The organism is Actinomadura sp. NBRC 104425 (genome assembly GCF_030269545.1).
Classification (GTDB): domain Bacteria; phylum Actinomycetota; class Actinomycetes; order Streptosporangiales; family Streptosporangiaceae; genus Spirillospora; species Spirillospora keratinilytica.
Map to the genome: position 1 here is coordinate 16,680 of NZ_BSTN01000036.1, position 17,324 is coordinate 34,003.

Below are 17,324 nucleotides of genomic sequence, written 5' to 3' on the forward strand. Positions count from 1 at the left end.
GTCAGCAGAGCAGCAGGCAGGCGTCCCAGCAGGTCGCCACGCCCACGGCGGTCAGGGTCGCGCCGGCTGTCCCGTCGAGGAAGCCGGGCGGTTCGTCGGGTGCGGCGGGGGCTTGCCGGTGCAGGTTCAGCAGCGGCGTGAGGGGGATCGAGGTGAGGGCATCGGCGGCGATCCGGCGTCCGGTCGCCACCAGGCCGCCGGTTCCGTGGCACAGGCCGCGGCCCGTGAGGCGGTTCAGCTGCGCCCGGTCGCGTACGCTCACGGCAAACGCGGTCTCGGCCTTGCGCTGGCGGCCGATGTCGCCCAGGACGCGGGCGGCGAGTTGCTGGGCGCGTGCGATGCCGGGAGTTCCTAACACCAGGACGGCCGCTGAGGGCCTGGCTGGCGGGTGTCGTCCCGGCGTACCTCATCGAGCGTGATGACCTCCGGCCACCATGCGCCGCCATCGGACTGCCGTTCCCAGTGATCCAGCCACTGGCAGATGCGGGTGATCGCCGCGTGTTGTCCGTCGACCTGGACGCCGTCGCTCACCGCGAGGGCCAGCAGAGCGAGCGGGCCGGTGATCCCGTGCGCCATCCCATGGTTGCTGTGGCCTCTGCCGGGCCGGTTGCGGTCTCGGCCGTTTGCACACCACCAGCCGGGGAGCCCGTCAAGGGGTTCGGTGAGCCGGACCAGGTATTCCAGTACGTCGCGGAACAGGGGGAGGTCGCCGATGCGGCGCACGGCGACGCCGAGTCCGGTCAGCCCGCGGATCAAGTCGAACTCTGCGTAGGTCGCCGGCCGCTGGCGTTGGTCGATGCGGCGGTGGGCCGCCTGCAGGCGACGGCGCGTCACCGTCGCGGTCCCCACAGCGGCGACGGCCTGGGCGCGGGTGAGGCCCGGATGGTCGCACGCGGCGAGGACGAACGCCAGGGCCGGAGCGCCGTAGTAGAGGCTGGCGCCGCCGCCGATGCTGACGCCGCCGGTGACGGCCTCGTCCAGGCTGGCGTACGCCGCCTCCCAGTCACCGGCTTCCAGGTGCAGCAGGGCGATGCCGACGGCTCCCTCGGCGAGGTTCTGTCGGGCGGTCGTTCTGTCGGTCATGACGTCCCCCGGATCAGGTCGGTGTGCGCGACGGCGCGGGCCAACCGCAGACACTGCTTTTCGGAGGCGGTGTCGACACCGATCGTGCGAGCGTGGTGCAGGTGCAGCAGGTCAGCCAGCACCTGATCGGTGTCCAGGCCGTCCCGCTCGGCGAGAGCCCGGTACATGGCCAGCGCCCTGGCCAACTCCGCAGCCAACTCCGCGGGCAGGGCTGGGGGGCGGCGGACGTGGGCGAGCTGGGCCGGCTCCAGGCGCGGGCCGCTGCGGTGCGGCACATGGTCGACGAGCCATCGCAGGCCCGCGCCGCCGGTGAACCCATCAGCGATGGTGATCATCCCAGCGGCTGTGGCGGCCTGCCGGTCGCCCGACAACCGGCGGACGACGGCGGCCGAGTCGGCGGCGAAGACCGCCTCGGCCGCGGCCAGGGTCGGCCCGCTTCCATGACGGGTCTCGGGCCGGTAGGTGGCCAGCGTGTAATCGGCCAGCACGCCGTCGTCGTGCAGTCGCTCCGCCCACCGGGCGAGATCAGCGGCGGCGTCGGCGAAGTGGTCGGCGGTGCGCAGCGGAATCCGTAGCCGCAGGTGGGGCTCCGGGTCGGGGTAGCGCAGGAACCACCAGCCCGCGGGCAGACCGGGGTGCCCGGCCAGGGAGGCGAGGATGTCCTCGGCGCGGCCGTACAGCCGGGCGTCGAGCCAGCGGGACCGTCCGGGCCGGTGCTGGAGCGTGCAGGCGGGACGGGCCGGCCGGGGCGGGGGCCGGCGTTGCGGCGGCGTACGGGTGAGGGTGAGCAGGAGTTCGGCCGGTCGGCCACCGAACCACCCGGAGGGTTCGGGCGCTTCGGTGAGGACGGCGCTGGCGTGCCGGTCCAGGTGGCCGCGCAGCAGCACCAGATGGGCGTCCTCGTCCAGGTCGAGACGCAGCCGCACGTCGCCGTCCCCGTTGGCGCCGCCGGCGCCGATCAGCACCTCACGCGGCAGCCGCTGCCGTTGGCGGAGCTGCTCCCAGGCGGCCCGCCACTGCGGCCACGTCGCGGTGCGGCCGGGCAGCGCGGCCTGGGAGATGATCCAGCGGGCCGGGTGCAGGATGGAGCGGCCCCGCCGCACTCGCGGCAGGAACGGCAGACGGCGGGCGTGCCCCCAGTCGAACCTGGCGCACGGCGCCGCCCACGCCGTCCAGATCTCCGTCAGGAACCGTACGAGCGGCTGCTGCAGGTGCGGCAGCAGCACGCAGTTCAGCAGCAGCGGTTCGACCGGCCGCCCGGTGGCGGCCGACACCAGCCACAGCCGCTGCCCGTCACCGGCCACCGCCAAGTCGTCCACGGTCCACCTCGGGCCGGGGTGAGGGTCGTGAAAGTCGCCGACGGGCAGGACCGGCAGCAGCTCGGGGGCGCGGGCGACGGTGGCCAGTCGGGTGTCCAGCGGAGGCCCGGACAGCTGCAGAATGTCCGCACCCGGCATGGCGGTCGGCAGGCCCGCGTAGACGCCGCGGAAACGCTCCAGCTCCTGGGGGGTGAGCAGGTGCAGGAAGCGCGCGGCCGCCACCCCGGCGTGGCGGGCGCCGCTGACCACCGTCAGCGTGAACGCGCCCCGGTCGAGGTCTTGCAGGGTTGCGGCGGCCAGGGTGAACCGCAGTTCGGTGTGCGGGATCGGTGGCCGGTCGTCGCCGCCGCGCAGCCGACCGATCAGTTCGTCATCGAGCACAACTTCGGCGCAGCCGTCCAGCGCGGACCGCTGGGCGAGTTCGGCCAGCACGGCGTCGCGGGCGGTGAACCCTGCCGTGTCACGACGGGGCGCCCCCCGGTACCCGGCGGGGAACCCCAGGACGTGCAGGACGGTGCGCAGCGGCACGGCGGCGCCCGGCCCCCACCGGTCGATGAACGCACGATGGTAGGCGGCCCAGCCGGGCAGGTGCGGCGCCACGGCGACCAGCGCGCCGGCCGCCTCCTGCGCTTCGCAGATCACCGCGGGGGGCAGCGTCACCGAACAGTCGACCCGCAGATCGACCGCGACCTTGTCGCCGGGGTCGGGCAGGGTGATGTGGCGGGCCAGGTGCGCGGCCGGGTCGGTCACGGTCATCGGCGGCCGGACCGCCGACAGCAACACCCCCGCACGCACCAGCGCGGCCAGCAGCTGCTCGGCCTCCGCCATGCCGCCCGGCACCACATCGGCCACCCGGGCGGCCGCCTCCCCGAACGCGATCGGGCAGGCGGCCGTCTCGACCGCCACCCGCACCGGGACGGTCAGGTCGATCTCGACATCCCACACACGGCCGCCCTCGGCGCGGGCGCAGGGCAGCACCCACACCCCGCCGCGGGCGTATCCAAGGGCGTTCGTCATCACCGCGACCGTGCGGAGGATCGACACGTCCGCCTCGGCCAGCGCGGTGTGCTCGGCGATGAAGCGGTCGTCGGGGCGGGCCACCGCGTGATGCCGCTCCCCCCAGCGGACCGCCGCGCGCGGGCCGAACTCGACCGCAGCCACCCCGGCGAAACGGCCGAACGGCGTCGCGCGCGTCGTCCACCTCAGCAGATACCGGATCGTGGCCTCCACCAGGCGCCGCAACCGGCGTACCCGGATGGCCTGCCCGTCCAGGGCGCGGGTGATCTGGGCGGCCAGGTCGGGAGCGGCGGGCGTGACGGTGGCCGCGAACCCCGGCAGCGTCCACGCCTGCCGCAGCCATTGCAGCCATTGCTCGGGCCGGTCGGCGGTCAGGTCAGGCCAGGCGGGCAGGACCAGGCCCTCGGGGTAGGCGGCGGCTCTGACCAATGCCGCACCCGCCGCGTCGAACATGCGTCGCTCACCGCCCGGAGGTTGGCAGAAAGGGTTGGGCCGGACCAGGAGGCCGGGCCCGACCCCACGTACGGGGGCCGGGCCCGGCAGGGTGAAGCGGGTGTCAGTAGCCGCCGCCGGCGTCGGCGTTGGTGGTGCAGGCGTTCGACCCGGTGTTGCCCGAACCGCAGTCGTCGTCGGTGTTGGTGGCGTACCCGCTCGCCTGCCCGGCGTCGACCAGGCGGACGTTCAGCTCGTAGTCGGTGTCGTTGTCCATCACAGGGTTCCCTCCTCGGGATCGGGAGTGAAAGCCAGGACCAGGCGGCTGTGCCGCTTGTCCAGGACCGCCCCCTCCGGCAGGTCGCCGTCGGGGGTACGCGCCGGGAGGACGTGCAGCACCGGAGCCGGGCTGCCCGCATCCACCCACGCGAGCATGTGCTCGACCAACCGCCCGGCCGCCGCGGCGGCCTCCGGCCCGTGGGCGTATGCGCCGAGGTCGAACATCCCGCCGGTCCAGCGCAGCGCCGACCGGTAGGAGAATGTGCCCTCATCGAGGGCGGCCGGGGTGCCGAACCGCCACGCCGGCGCGACGATGCCGGACTGGACGGCCTCTTCCTGCGCCGACAGGACCACGAACTCGGCCACCTCGCGTGTGAGGCGGGCCGGCAGCCACAGGTCCAGGTCGGCCAGCACGGTGCGGGGCGGCAGGCTCACCCCGGCCCACGCCTCCCGGCGGGGCTGGGTGAGGAGGCCGGCGACCACGGCAGGGTCGACCTGCTGGCCCTGGTCCAGCCGCAGGTGGACACCATCGGCGATGTCGACGTACCGCATCTCGTGGGCTCCGTCGCCCTGCATGGAGACGAACCCGCACAGGCGGTGGCTCTGGCTGACCAGCCGGTCCCCCGAGCGGCGCAGCGCCCACGACCGGGTCATCCCGAACGTGCGCAACGGGACGACGATCACACCGTCGTCGGTGAGCTGCTCGCGCCACGCGGGCGGGATGTCCCACGCCCCGGCCGTGACGATGATCAGGTCGTAGCGGCGGCCCGGCTCGATCACGTGCTCGGCGTCCGCGCACACGACGGTGACGCCGTTATAGCCCGCCGCGGCCAGGCACGTGGCCGCCCGATCAGTCACCTCGGGAAGGATGTCGACGGTCGTCACCCGTCCGGTGGGGCCGACGAGTTCAGCGATCAGTGCTGCGTTGTAGCCGCCGGAGCCGATCTCCAGCACGTCGCGGCCTTCCAGACCGCCGAGCGCGTCCGCCGCCTGACCGAGCATCTCCGCGATCAGGTACGGCGCCGACACCGAGCTGAGGGTCTCCGGACCGCACCGGATCGTGATCACCGCCTTGTTCGCGTACGCGTCCTCTACCGGGACGCCCGGGGTGAACACCTCGCGCGGGACGGTCCGCAGCGCCCGCTCCACATCGGCGCGCATCGCCAGGCCCTTGGCCTCGTGGTCGGCGATGATCGTGTCGACCAGGGCGTTGCGAAGTTCCTCGGCCCGGCTCGCGGTGTCGACGCTACTCACAAGATGTCCTCCCTGTTCGGCCGACCCGCCGTTGGCGGGCGGCCCCGATATTCCTCCGGAAACCCCGGCGACGGGGTTGCACTCAGCGATTGATGACCGGTCGATCTCACCGTTCCGGGGGTCATGCTGCCCAAACGGCCGGCCGCGTCGAAACTGAAAAGGCCGACACGCGTTTTGATCCTGGGGGGAACTTCACCCTTGCTGGCGACGGCCTCTTGCGGCGGTTGACCAGGAACTCGCCGCCGTCGCCCCGGCTGATCAGCGCGAGCGCGCCGACGCGCCTCGCCGGCGGGTCCTTGAACCAGTCACGTTCTTGCTCGGGCACGGCAGCCTTCCTGGTCCGCGGAGTGAACACCGCCCCGTGCGATCCCGGGGACTGTCGCCGCTCGCCGTCGCCGTGGGGGTGCCGCAGTCGTCCTGTCGCTCGTCGCTGGGGGCAGGGCGGCACGCACCAGCCGGTGGGACAAGACAGAGACGGGGCCTGTGGCCAGGCTTCTATGAGGTCACCCCGCCACGTCCGGTGAGTGCACACGAGCACCTCCCGGCCATGGCCGACACATTCCGTTGAAGACCCGAAGTCAGTCAGGCGCTGGGTCAGACCTCGCCAGGAGGTGCTCATCTACATCATCTCTGTCAGGCGGCGGGCAGATCGAGGTCGCCGAGTTTGGCTCGGTCGATCAGCGCGGTGAAGTCGGCGCGGCTGAGCGCCAGCACGGGGCCTCGGCCGTGCTGCGTGCTGTCGCGTAGCCCGCGGGCCGAGCCGAGGCGAGCGATCTCCACACAGGTCACATCCCCGGCCTTGTCCGGGCTGCCGCTGTGGCTGCTCTTGCGCCAGCGAGGGCCGTCGTTCCAGACGCCGTTGAAGTGGTCGGCCATTCTTCCTGTTTCTGCTTCCTGCTTTTGGTTGCTTTGTCGTTTCGGTGGGGTGCGCCGTACGGCCGCGCGGCTCCATTCAGGGGGCAGGTGCGGCCGCCGGCCGTACGACGCCGGGCGCACCGCCGCGCTGTGGGGCTGCGCGGCGGTGCGCTTTCCGGGCGGTCGCGGGGGAGGGCCGCCCGGGGTCTGTCACGGTCCGCTGCGCCCCGCCGGTGCGCGCAGCACGCGCCGCAGCGGGGGCAGGTCGGCGGGTTCGTCGAACCGGGTCATGTCGCCTCCGTCTGGTCCGTCTTGCCCAGCACCCCGACACCGCACAGGAAAGGCAGTGGCTCGGTGTTGGGCGCCGGAGTGTCGGGCCGCCAGTCAGTGAGGTGCACCAGCCCGGGCTCGATGAGTTCCAGCCCGTTGAACAGGGCGCTGATTTGTTCGCGGGTGCGGACTTCGGCGTCTGCGGCTTGATACTTGGCCGCGGCCCTCGTCGTCTGCGGGGTCCGTAGACCGTGCGAGATCACGATGTGGCTGCCGGGCACCAGCCGGTCCCTGATCTCGCGCACGATCCGGTACGGCTCCTGGCCGGGCACGAAGTGCAGGACGCTGACGAGCAGCACGGCGACGGGCCGGGTGAAGTCCAGAAGGCCCGTGACGTCGGGATGGTCGAAGACCGCGCGAGGGTCGCGTAGATCGGCCTCGACCATCACGGTGTTCGTCCCGCTCGCCAGGAGCGCCCGCCCGTGGGCCAGGACGACCGGGTCGTTGTCGACGTAGGCCACCCGGGCCTGGGGGTTGGCGGCCTGGGCGATCTCGTGAGTGTTGCTGGCTGTCGGGAGCCCGGCGCCCAGGTCCAGGAACTGGGTGACACCGGCCGTTGCCAGGTGGCCGACCGCGCGTCGGTGGAAGTCGCGGTTCTGCCGGGCGATCAGCGGCAGTTCAGGCACCACCGCCTCCAGGCTTTCCGCCTCCCGCCGGTCGACCGCGTAGTTGTCCTTGCCGCCGAGCCAGTGGTCATAGATGCGGGCGATGCTGGGCCTGCTGGGGGCGACGTTGGGGGGCGGCTGCTCAGCGGTCGTCATCGTCGGTGTGCCTTCTTCGCACGCGCGGTCTTCGCGCGGTTGATGCGGGTCAGGTGAACGGGCAGTGCCTTGGTCCCGCAGGCGACCAGCGACGGCAGCGGTTCCAGTTCGCCGGGCTTCACCGTCAGGGCCACGTTGAAGCGGTCGAACAGGGCCTCTAGGGCGATGCGGGCTTCCAGCCGGGCCAGCGAGGCGCCGAGGCAGAAATGCGGGCCGTGCCCGAACGCCAGGTGCGCGCCGAGGGGGCGTCGGAAGTCGAAGACGTCGGCGTCGGTTCCGTAGCGGGCAGGGTCGCGGTTGGCCGCGCCGTAGCACAACAGCAGGGCCTCGCCGGCGGGAATGGTGACGTCGGCGATCGTGACCGGGGCGGTGGTGTAGCGCAGGGGCAGCGCGGCGATCGGGGAGGCCCAGCGCAGAGTCTCCTCCACCACCTCCTCCCACACGCCCCAGTCGTCCAGCTGCAGCCCTCGCAGGAGGGTGTACTGCGTCGGGTGGGTGAGCAGCCCGCGCACGGCGTTGGTGATGAGATTGACGGTGGTCTCGTGGCCGGCGCCGACCAGCAGCACCAGCGTGTCGACGAGCTCGGCGTCGCTGAGCCCGCTGTGGGCGTCGTTGGCCAGGGCGCTGGCCAGGTCGTCACCCGGGGTGCGCCGTTTGGCGGCGACCAGGTCGGCGACCGCAGCCCGCAGCTCGGCGAACGCCGCGGCGTGGTCAACGCCGGGCCGCCCCTGGTCGAAGGCGGTGTCGCACAGCCGCTGCATGTGGGGCCGGTCGGGCTCGGGGACGCCGAACAGCTCGCAGATCACCTGCAGCGGCAGCGGCAGGGCGAACTGTGCTTTCAGGTCGATGGGCTGGCCGTCGGCGGCGTGCTCGGCGAGCTGGTCGAGCAGTTCGCCGACGATGGCGGTGATGCGGGGGCGCATCGCGTCCACCCGCTTGGGGTGGAAGGCTCGTTTCACCGGGTCGCGCAGGCGCCGATGGTCGGGGCCGTCAGCAGTGAACATGTTGCGGGGCGCGACCCAGGAGATCAGCGGCCAGTCCCGGGGGATCTGCCCGGTCGTCCAGGCGTGCCAGTTCCGCGGGTCCTTGCTGATGGTGGAGTCGGCCAGCACCGCTCTGACGGCGCGGTGGCTGATCATCGCCCACGCCGGGACGTCCCCCGGGAGCGCGATCCGAACAACCGGGCCCATGCGCCGGAGCCGCGCGGCGATGGAGCCGTCGAGGTCGGAGCGGGCCGGGAGTTCCCAAAGGGCTGGGGCTGCTGCCATCCGGGGCCGCCTTTCTGAGCCGGGTGTGAGACGGGGAACGAGGGGGAGCGCGGGGTGAACTCGACGTCGAGCCGGTACAGCGCACGGGCGAACGGGGAGGCCCGCCAGGTGACCTGGTCGGCGGGGACGGCCAAGCGCAGGTCGGGCAGCTCGCGCAGCAACGTGGTCACCGCGGTCTGCGCGATCGCCAGCGCGTGCCGGTCGGCCGGGCACCGGTGCTCCCCAACACCGAACGCGGGGTAGGCGCGGTTGTGAAGGGGACGTCCGTGAGCTTGGTGGATTCGGTGGCCGGCGGGGCCCAAGCCGAGCAGCACCAGCGTGCCCCGCGGGATGGTGACGCCGTCGACCACGGTGTCGCGGCGGGCCACCAGGGGCGGGTAGTGCGCGATCGGCGGCCGCGCCCACAGCACGTGGTGCACCACGTCCGGTACTCGCAGCGCCGAGGTTCTCAGGTCGTCGCGGACCTGCGGGTCGGTGACGATCTCGTACACCGTGTTGGCGATCAGGTTGGCCGCAGGCTGGCTGCCCGCCCCGACCGTCAGCACCAGCGTGGCAACGATCTCCTCATGTCGCAGGGTGTCGGACGACGCGAGCAGACCCGTGGTGAGCGGGCCGCTGGCATGGCCGCGCGAATGCCGCCGGACGGTGCTGTCCATCAGCCGCGCCAGGTCGTCAGCGGCCCGCGCTGCATCGCCATCGGCGTCCCAGATCCGCCGCATGATGTCGGGCAGCCGCCACCGCTCCATTTCGTCCAGGCCGAACAGCCAGCTCATCGCCATCAGCGGCAGCACCACCGCGTACTCACCGACCAGCTCGGCCCGCCCGTGCTCGGCGCACCGATCGATCAAATCCATGGCGGCCTGCTCGACGCGGGCCTGCAGCTCCCGCATGTCGATGCGTCGCAGTGCGGTGTCGACCGGGGCGCGCAGTCGGCGGTGCTCGGGGCCCTCGGCGAACAGCATGTTCGGCCGCTGGGCGACCATCGCCGCGGTCTCCGAGTCCGGGCGGACCAGACCGGCGGACCAGGCGCTCCACCGACTCGTCCTGCGCGTCCAGGTGTCGCTGGCGTCCCGGGAGATGACCAGGATCAGGTCGTAGTCCAGCACGAGCACCGCACGGACACCGGGCTCGATCTCCACCCACGCCACCCGCCCGCCGGCGCGCAGTCTCTCGTAAGCGGCATCGGGATCAACGTGGAACGCCTGGTCGTACAGCCGCGCGTACGGCGGCACCTCGTGCGCGCCGCCCACCGGCTGAGCTTCACCCCCGCCGTAACGCTCGTCAACCATGGCCCACACCCCGTCCGGTTATCGCGTCGGGCTGGGCAGCCGATTGGAGCCCCTGCGCCAAAAGAACGGGGTCGGTGAGGACCACGTCACCGGCGAGGGCGACGAGGGGTGGCTGGGGCCAGTGCGGCACCGGCAGGTCGCATCGCGCGATTAGGTCGGCCACGGGCCGGCCGTCGGCTATGCAGGGGGCGTCCACGGTGGGCGCCGGAACCGGGACCGGTCCGTCGGCCAGGCATACGGTGCCGGGAACCGCCCAGGTGGCACTGGTGCCGACCGGCACGAGGAACGACAGGGTTCCTTCGGCGGGGTCGCAGATCACGGGCCAGCCGCCGACCTCGACGCCCATGCCCAGGGCGAACCCGCGGGCGATCACCGCCTGCCCGAGCCTTCCGGGGACGCGAACCGCTTCCCAACAGCGGCCGGCGGGCAGTGACGCCGTGCCGCGTTCCCATGCCTCCGTCACCTGGTCGGGGACCTGGTCTGCGCCGATCAGGAACCGGGCTGCGTCGCGCAGTCGTAGAGGGTCATATTCGGTCATTGAGTCGGGCTTTCTAGTGATCCGGCGAGGTCCCGAGGGTTGCCGCTGTTCGCCCAACGGCCCGGGGGCGACTTGCTCGGTGAAGCCGCACGGCCCGGCCAGGGCGCCCCCTGCCTGGGGCCGGGCCGTGCGGCGGTGGGCGGCTCGGGGCGGTGGCCACCCACCCCGTGACCGCGCGCCCGGGGGAGAGAGTGCGCGCGGTACGCCATCAGGCCCCGCGGCCCACGACGTCCGCTGGCCGTCCGTCAGGGCGGCGGTGGAAATTGGAGGCTGCGGTCCCGGCATAGCCTGCGCGCCATCGCCCCGGCCCTGGGCCGCGGCGTCCGTGGAGCCCGTCACCGGTGCCTCCGAGGCGGGTTGGGCTGCAGGACGGACGGGTGTGCGGCGGCCTGGTGGGCGATGTGCGGGCGGGTCTGCCGGACTCGTGTGATCTGCTCGGCGAGCTGTTGCGGCGTCAGGGCCTGCAGCATCGGGCCGGTGCGGTCCCAGGCGCACCAGGTCTTCGTGTGCTCGCCGTACCAGACCTGCACGCCTGGAAAAGCGCGTTCGAGTTCGCGGGTGATCCTGGCGCGTTCGTCGTCCCACCACAGGCTATCGGGGGTGTCCTGCGGGCGGTGCCGTCCGGTGTCAACGTTCATCGGGTGTCGTCCCTAGGGGTGGGGGTGCAATGGACGGCCGGTCGTGTGTCCCGGCGCGGTGTTCCGTCTGCTGCGCAGCAGACCGGTCGAGTACGCGGCGGGCCTGCTGGCCGACGGCCCGGGGCACCGTGCGTAGTTCGGCATCGACCACGGCGCCGACAGCGTCAGCGATCTGCTCGGAGTCGTCGTCGCGGCGTCTCAGGAGTCCCCGGACACCGGGACGCAGGGACGCGACGATCCACTGGGCGACCGCGAGCAGATCGGTGCGGGTGCCGATGCCACGGCCCTCCCGTCGGGGCATGCCGCCGCGGGTGACGACGGCGTCGATGTCCTGGTAGTGGGAGATAGTCAGCGTCGACCCGTCGGCGTCGACACCTATCTGGCGGAGCAGGGCCCGTAGGACCCGCAGCGTGTGCCGGTCGTCCGATCCCGCGACGGTGCAGAGCAGGTCGAGCAGCTTGCCGGCATCGAGGGTGGTGACCTCGGTGGATGCACCGTGCGGCTGCAGAGAACGGCGTGCCGCGGACGGGTTCGCGTCGGTCGAAATGCCCCAGTCAGGAAATACCTGTCCGAACCGTCCGCCGTCGATGACGGTCGCCACAGCAGCGATCTTGCGGGCGTCTTCGGCAGCCCGATGGATTTGTGCGCGAACGCGCTGGTGTCTCGTCGTCATCGAAGTGGCCTCCCGGACGAAAGGAAATCCGAGCGGGAGCGGCCGTCAAAAGGCGTGCGCACGGGGTGGATGCGTGAACTGGGGGGCGTGCGTGACATGGAAAGGCTCGAACACGCGCAATGATCCATGCCACACTGCAGCCACCGGCAGCCCTCAGGAGCACACCGATGGCGTCTAGGAACATCGAGCCCAACCGTCAGTTGGCGGCGTTGATGGAAGAGGCCGGGTTCTCCAACAAGGGTTTGGCCAGCCGCATTGTCAGGCTTGGGAAGCTACGCGGTGCCCCCCACCTGCGGTACAACCACAGTTCCGTGGCGCGCTGGTTGCGCGGAGAGCAGCCCCGCCGTCCCACCCCGGAGATCATCGCCGAAATTTTCACCATCGAGCTGGGACGGCGCATCACAGTCACCGACATCGGCATGTCCGCACCGGTGATTTCGTCCGATATAGGACTGGAACTGCCGACCACCCGGAGCGCGTGCGCCCGGATCGCGTCCCTGCTTTGGAAGGCCGACGCCGAACAGCAGAGGCTGCTCGTCGACGCCGACTTCGACCCGACCGCCTTCGCCTCGGCCGCACTGGGATGGCTCGTGGGCCCCTGGGACCCGCAGCCCGTCCCCGCTGCGGGACGACGCATCGGCATCGCTGATGTCGAGGAGATCCGGCAGGTCACCAACGCCTTCCGCATCCTGGACAACCGGCTCGGCGGCGGCCATGTCCGCGGTCCCGTGGTGGAGTACCTGAACACGCACGTCGCGCCCCTGCTGCGCGACGGGCGCTGCACAGAGGAAGTCCGGCCACAATTCTTCGCCGCCGTTGCCGACTTGACCAAGCTGGCCGCGTGGCTCTATCACGACCTGGACAAACAGGGGCTCGCGCAACGGTATCTGATCCAAGCCCTGGCCCTGGCCAGGTTCGCCGACGACTATGGACTCGCGGGCGAGATCTTGGCCGCGATGAGCCAGCAGGCCCAGTACGTGGCGCAGCCGCGACGAGCCGTCGAACTGGCCCGTGCCGCCCAGTCCGCCGCCCAGCGCGCGGGTATGCCCGTGCTGTTGACCGAGTGCCAGGTGATGGAGGCCCACGGGTACGCCGCCCAGCGGGAGGCCCGAGCGTGCGCGCTGGCACTGACAAGGGCCGAAAAGAGCTACGAGCGCGCTGCCGACGCTGAGATGCCGGCGTGGCTGGACTACTTCGACGAGGCGTACTTCGCCGCGAAGATCGCGCACTGCTTCCGCGAGCTCGGCCGGGGAGAGGAGACGGAGCGGTACGCGCTGCGGTCGCTGGACATGGACCCGTCGTACCGGCGGGGGAAGACTTTTAACCTCGCTGTCCTGGCGATGGCGCTGGCCCTTCAGGGGCGGGTCGACGAGGCCTGCGTCCATGTCCGGACGGCCATCGACATGGCGGCCGGGCTCACCTCGTCCCGCGTGTACCGGTACATCGGCGACGCGTGCCGCACGCTGGTCCCGTACGCCGCGGAACCCGTTGTGCGAGAACTCATGGACTACGCCGAGGATCGGCTGCCTGATCTGCGAGTACGTGGAGAACGCCCATGATCGTGGCAGCGCCGACGATCTCGCCGCGCTCGATGAGCTCCTGAGCCTCCTGCAGCGGCACCCACCGGATCGCCTCGGCTTCGTCGATGTGCGGTTCGCCGACCAGGTCGGCGCCCCGCGCCAGGTACAGATCCTGGGGTGCGTCGGCGGTCCCGACCATCGGCTGGAAGGAGAACAGAAACTCCAGCTTACGGGGACGCCACCCCGTTTCCTCCTCCATCTCCCGCGCGGCGGCCGCGGCCGGGTCTTCACCGGGGTCGGCGTATCCCCCAGGTATCTCCCAGTCCCACCTGTCGATGATGAACCGGTGGCGCCAGATCAGCAGCACGTTCTCGCCGGCGTCATCCAGCGCGATCGTCATGACGCATCGAGGGAGCCGAACGACGTACTGATCGAACTGAATGCCGTTGGGCAGTTCGACGCTGGCGATCGACAGGCGGATGTGGCGATTCTCGTCGACCACACGCTCGCCGTGGATCTGCCACTTGGTTCGTTCGGACGAGCTGTCGTGCGTCACGGATCGACGCTACAGCGTCGTCAGCAACGACCGCACCCAGACGCCCCCCTGTGCCCGCACCCGCGCCGCAGCCGGCGGCTGGCATTCGGGATGGCTGCCGACGCGCGGCGGCCCAACGAGGAAGATGCGCGGCTGCAGAGACAACGCCTTCACAGTGCCAGTCTCCAACTCGCCTCGAGAAGGCGCCAGCTAACCAAGACAGCGTCGCCGTGGTGTGCCGGGCGGCCGGTCTTGAATTTCGCTGACGCCCGTCTACTGCATGCCCGTGCCACTAACGCCTACTACCTGCCGCGCGCCGGGGTCGTGGTGCGCCTGCGCCACACCCGCGGCTCAGCGGATTGGGTGCGGCGGCTCAGCACGGCGGTTCAGGTCACCGCCTGGCTGGCCGCCCGTGGTTTCCCCGCCGTGGAGCCCGGGCCGGCTCCTGCGGTCACCATCGACGGGTGGACCGCCACGTTCTGGCGCTACCTGCCCGTCGACCCGGCCCTTCCCCCCGCAGGCGCGACGCAGTTGGCCGAACTGCTTCGCCGACTTCACGCGCAACCCGACCCTCCCGTGCGACTGGCGCCCACCAACCCGCTGGGCGCGCTGGTCGCCGACCTGGACCACGCCGACCAGGTCCTCACCGGGGCCCAACGCGACTGGTTGCGGGCCCGCGCCGCCAGGATCAGCGATCAGTACTCTCACACCCCGATGCCGCTGGGGCGCGGGATGATCCACGGCGACGCCCACAGCGGCAACCTGCTTCCCACCGCCGGCCGGTATGTGCTGGGAGACTGGGATTCGGTCAGCTTTGGCCCTCGCGCCCAGGACTTGGTGCCCACCCTTGATGGGGTGCGGCACTTCGGACGGCCCCGATCCGAATGGGTCGGGCTGTGCGCCGCCTACGGCGTCGACCCGGACGTCGAGCACCACCCTGGGATGCGGCTGCTGTGTGCTGCCCGAGAACTGCGCTCATTGGCGGCCTACATCCGCTCGGCCGGGGGCGCCCCGACATCCAGGCCGAGCTGACCAAACGTCTGCGCACCCTGATGGACGGCACGCCAGCCCGCTGGCAGGCGGTGTAGATCGCACCGTTCCAGCTGATCCGCGTGCTCGGCCGCTGGCCGTGCGACGCAGCAGACCAGCGGCAAGGAGCATCGCTGCATGCGCCACAGCCTGGTGGTCACCGCGGGTGGATCTTGAGGAAGGAAGTCATATTCCTCACGACGGGCGCTCCGAGACCTCCGCGAGCCGGGACACTCTCCGCTTTGAGCGCCTGCGAGACCGTAGCGTCGCGGGTGGATGTATTGCATCTCGTTACATTGCCCCGGAACCTTCGCTTCCTTGTTGTCCCTGTCGGCCCCACACCGACGGAGCCCTATGGTTCTTCCATTCCTGGAACAAACCGATCACGCCCGTCCACGATGTCGACGAGGCGGTCAGAAGGATTGTTCCTGCGGCGGTGAAGCTCTACGAGCAGGTCGCAGGGGACCCGGACTTGGCTCCGCGCAACCGCACGTTCTAGCTGGCGGCTCGTTCCAGTAGGGCGTGCAGCTGGCGTTCCGCTGCCGACACTGCCGTCGTTAGGTTGGTGAGCAGCGGTTCGGGAATCGTCCCGGCGTCGAGTCCAGATGCGTGGATGAGGTCGGTGAGGTCGCGGTGCCGGTCGGCTGAGATCGTGGAGCGGATCAGCGGATGGGTGAGCACGTCTCGCGCTGCGTAGGCGTCGTGCTGGGCAGTTGTGAGGAGCTTCCGGCGGAGAGGAGAGTTGCGGGGGTCACAGCAAGTCTCGGCGAAGTCGAGAGCGGTCAACCCGAGTCGGCTCTGGAAGACCGCAGTGTGAGGTTCGAACCGGTTCATCAGGGTGAGCACGGCGGTGAGCATCGCTTCGGTGTTGGCTTTATCGACGACTCCGGCGACTCGCTGGCAGAGGACGTGCAGCAAGCTCTGCACCGTCTGCTCCCATGGCGTGCAGATCGTGCTCTGCTCGACCAGCGCGGTCGCCTGGTCCGGTTGTCCGTTCTGTAGCAGGGCGAGGATGGTGATCTGTCGGCCGTCGAGCAACCGCGATCCGACGCCCCGGTGGGCGGCCGAGCGTTCGGCCGCCTGCTTCCAGCGGCCGGCCTGGGCAAGGGCACGGATGCCGTCGGCCAACAACGCTGCCCACACGAGCGTGCAGACGGTCATGTGGTCGTCCGGGCCGCTGGTGAGGCCCTCGAAGTTGACGGCCCTCCCGTCGATCACGGTGCGGGTCTCGTGACGCGCAGCGTGGAAGAGGGCTTCGAGCATGGCGTAAGCGCCGTCGCCGTTGCCTTCGCGGACGAGTTGTCGGGGAAGGTTCAGCAGCGGCTGAAGGGCGAGTTTCGCGGCCGATGCGGGGAGCGGTCGCGCCTGGGCGAACAGCTCGTATTGTGACCAGCACAGGTATCTGACGAGGTCGGGTAGTCCGCAGTCGGAGGCGATGAGGGCCGCCTTGTTGCAGACCTCGGCCGCCCGGGTCATCTGGTGGTGGGCGTCGCCAGTGGCTGGCCGGAGGGCCATGTCCAGCAATTCATCGATCCGGACTCTCAGCGGCAGGCCAGGCGGGCGCGATCGCCGCACCAACGGAAACCATGCCAATGTCCGACCAGGCATCAGTCCGCTGCTGGTGTCGTCCATGCTTCGGTGTCTTTCTGGGGTCGTGGTTCTGCTGTGGGGTCGGGGCCGAACACCACGGTTTTGGCGGAGTGCGCCAGGGCGGCTTGAGCGGACCGTGGAAGTCCGTGCCGATTCCAAGCGAAGATGATGTGATGGGCGAGGACGGCTCGTAGCCCCCGGTGCAGCTGTGCGGTTGCGGCCAGGCCGGCCAGTTCCCGGCCCGCTGTGCTGAATGCGTCGGCCCATCCGGCGGTGAACGCCCGCGCCGTGGCATGGTCCGCCGGGCTCGGAGCGTCAACGGTCATCAGCAGCCTCAAATCGTCGCGCAGTTTCCCGAGCCGACCCGTGGTGGGCTCTCCTGGTGGCTCGCGGTGGTCGGCGACACGTGCCCAGACGTCACCTTGCTCGTACCAGTCGAGGCCGGCGCCGCGCAGCAGACTGATGCACAGAAGCACCGACAACGCACGGCGATGCCCGCCACCGGCGCGGGAGTCGGCGAGGTAGGCGAGCAGGTGCCGGCTGTCGAGGTGGAAAAGCCGGTGGGCGCTCGCCATGCCCTGCGTACCGCCGAAGGCGTGGGTTTCGGGCTCGTACACGACCGGAGTCACCGTGACTATGCGCCGGGCCTGCTGGAGGGGCGACAGGCGTCGCAGCAGGCATGTCTCAGTGCGGGGCGGGTCAGTGGCGGGCAGGTAGCGCATGCGCCAGCAGGGTGCTTTGCGGATGAAGAACCAGGATCGGATGAGCCCTTCGTTTGCGGCTGCGACCATCAGCGGAGCGAGGTGGTCCACAGCGGTGCGCTCGGCGGTGGTCCAGGCGGGGAAGGCGACGTTGAGTTGCCGCCAGGAGTGGACGTCGTCTACTTCCATGTCGTCTGTGTTCGCGCGCTGGTC

General features: G+C 71.0%; 17 protein-coding genes. 2 read left to right on the plus strand and 15 right to left on the minus strand.

Annotated features, from left to right (window positions below; genetic code table 11):
- Position 1: 1 nt before the first annotated feature.
- The 12 genes from QSK22_RS30850 to QSK22_RS30905 form a co-directional block, all read right to left on the minus strand.
- The gene (locus QSK22_RS30850) at positions 2–358 is read right to left on the minus strand and encodes a glycoside hydrolase family protein (protein ID WP_285497992.1); all 357 of its coding nucleotides are present in this window, start codon (positions 356–358) and stop codon (positions 2–4) included.
- The gene (locus QSK22_RS30855; protein WP_285497993.1) at positions 352–1,083 is read right to left on the minus strand and encodes a lanthionine synthetase LanC family protein; all 732 of its coding nucleotides are present in this window, start codon (positions 1,081–1,083) and stop codon (positions 352–354) included. The genes QSK22_RS30850 and QSK22_RS30855 overlap by 7 nt, the downstream gene beginning before the upstream one ends.
- Entirely contained in the window at positions 1,080–3,872 is a 2,793-nt protein-coding gene (locus tag QSK22_RS30860; protein WP_285497994.1) for a lantibiotic dehydratase, read from the minus strand. The genes QSK22_RS30855 and QSK22_RS30860 overlap by 4 nt, the downstream gene beginning before the upstream one ends.
- Before the next feature lie 103 nt (positions 3,873–3,975).
- A complete protein-coding gene (fxlA, locus tag QSK22_RS30865; protein ID WP_285497995.1) occupies positions 3,976–4,128 on the minus strand; it encodes an FxLD family lanthipeptide in 153 nt (50 codons plus the stop codon).
- Positions 4,128–5,384 (minus strand): methyltransferase, FxLD system, encoded by a 1,257-nt coding sequence (gene fxlM / locus QSK22_RS30870; RefSeq protein ID WP_285497996.1) that lies wholly within the window; start codon positions 5,382–5,384, stop codon positions 4,128–4,130. The genes fxlA and fxlM overlap by 1 nt, the downstream gene beginning before the upstream one ends.
- Positions 5,385–6,017: 633 nt before the next feature.
- Positions 6,018–6,260 (minus strand): DUF397 domain-containing protein, encoded by a 243-nt coding sequence (locus tag QSK22_RS30875; RefSeq protein ID WP_285497997.1) that lies wholly within the window; start codon positions 6,258–6,260, stop codon positions 6,018–6,020.
- 266 nt (positions 6,261–6,526) lie between these two features.
- On the minus strand, positions 6,527–7,330 hold the full coding sequence (locus tag QSK22_RS30880) for an SAM-dependent methyltransferase (protein ID WP_285497998.1): 804 nt from the start codon (positions 7,328–7,330) through the stop codon (positions 6,527–6,529).
- Positions 7,327–8,520, minus strand: a complete 1,194-nt coding sequence (locus QSK22_RS30885; RefSeq protein ID WP_285497999.1) for a cytochrome P450 family protein — start codon at positions 8,518–8,520, stop codon at positions 7,327–7,329. Before QSK22_RS30885 ends, QSK22_RS30880 begins: the two co-directional genes overlap by 4 nt.
- On the minus strand, positions 8,466–9,887 hold the full coding sequence (locus QSK22_RS30890) for a cytochrome P450 family protein (protein WP_285498000.1): 1,422 nt from the start codon (positions 9,885–9,887) through the stop codon (positions 8,466–8,468). Before QSK22_RS30890 ends, QSK22_RS30885 begins: the two co-directional genes overlap by 55 nt.
- Entirely contained in the window at positions 9,880–10,425 is a 546-nt protein-coding gene (locus QSK22_RS30895) for a hypothetical protein (RefSeq protein ID WP_285498001.1), read from the minus strand. Before QSK22_RS30895 ends, QSK22_RS30890 begins: the two co-directional genes overlap by 8 nt.
- Before the next feature lie 335 nt (positions 10,426–10,760).
- Positions 10,761–11,063: a hypothetical protein gene (locus tag QSK22_RS30900; protein ID WP_285498002.1), complete on the minus strand. Its 303-nt coding sequence runs from the start codon at positions 11,061–11,063 to the stop codon at positions 10,761–10,763.
- Positions 11,053–11,664, minus strand: a complete 612-nt coding sequence (locus QSK22_RS30905; protein ID WP_285498003.1) for a hypothetical protein — start codon at positions 11,662–11,664, stop codon at positions 11,053–11,055. Before QSK22_RS30905 ends, QSK22_RS30900 begins: the two co-directional genes overlap by 11 nt.
- A 239-nt stretch (positions 11,665–11,903) precedes the next feature.
- On the opposite strand from QSK22_RS30905, the gene QSK22_RS30910 reads away from it, so the two are divergent.
- Entirely contained in the window at positions 11,904–13,295 is a 1,392-nt protein-coding gene (locus tag QSK22_RS30910) for an NsdA family TPR-like regulatory protein (protein ID WP_285498004.1), read from the plus strand.
- Here the strand turns inward: QSK22_RS30910 and QSK22_RS30915 are convergent.
- A complete protein-coding gene (locus QSK22_RS30915) occupies positions 13,237–13,812 on the minus strand; it encodes an NUDIX domain-containing protein (RefSeq protein WP_285498005.1) in 576 nt (191 codons plus the stop codon). The genes QSK22_RS30910 and QSK22_RS30915 overlap by 59 nt on opposite strands.
- Before the next feature lie 231 nt (positions 13,813–14,043).
- Between QSK22_RS30915 and QSK22_RS30920 the strand changes: the two genes are divergently transcribed.
- Entirely contained in the window at positions 14,044–14,823 is a 780-nt protein-coding gene (locus tag QSK22_RS30920) for a phosphotransferase (protein ID WP_285498006.1), read from the plus strand.
- Between the two features lie 492 nt (positions 14,824–15,315).
- Here the strand turns inward: QSK22_RS30920 and QSK22_RS30925 are convergent, their stop codons facing one another.
- Together QSK22_RS30925 and QSK22_RS30930 are read right to left on the minus strand one after the other, a co-directional pair.
- Positions 15,316–16,452: a hypothetical protein gene (locus QSK22_RS30925; protein WP_285498007.1), complete on the minus strand. Its 1,137-nt coding sequence runs from the start codon at positions 16,450–16,452 to the stop codon at positions 15,316–15,318.
- Positions 16,428–17,300 (minus strand): thiopeptide-type bacteriocin biosynthesis protein, encoded by an 873-nt coding sequence (locus tag QSK22_RS30930; RefSeq protein WP_285498008.1) that lies wholly within the window; start codon positions 17,298–17,300, stop codon positions 16,428–16,430. Before QSK22_RS30930 ends, QSK22_RS30925 begins: the two co-directional genes overlap by 25 nt.
- Positions 17,301–17,324: the final 24 nt, after the last annotated feature.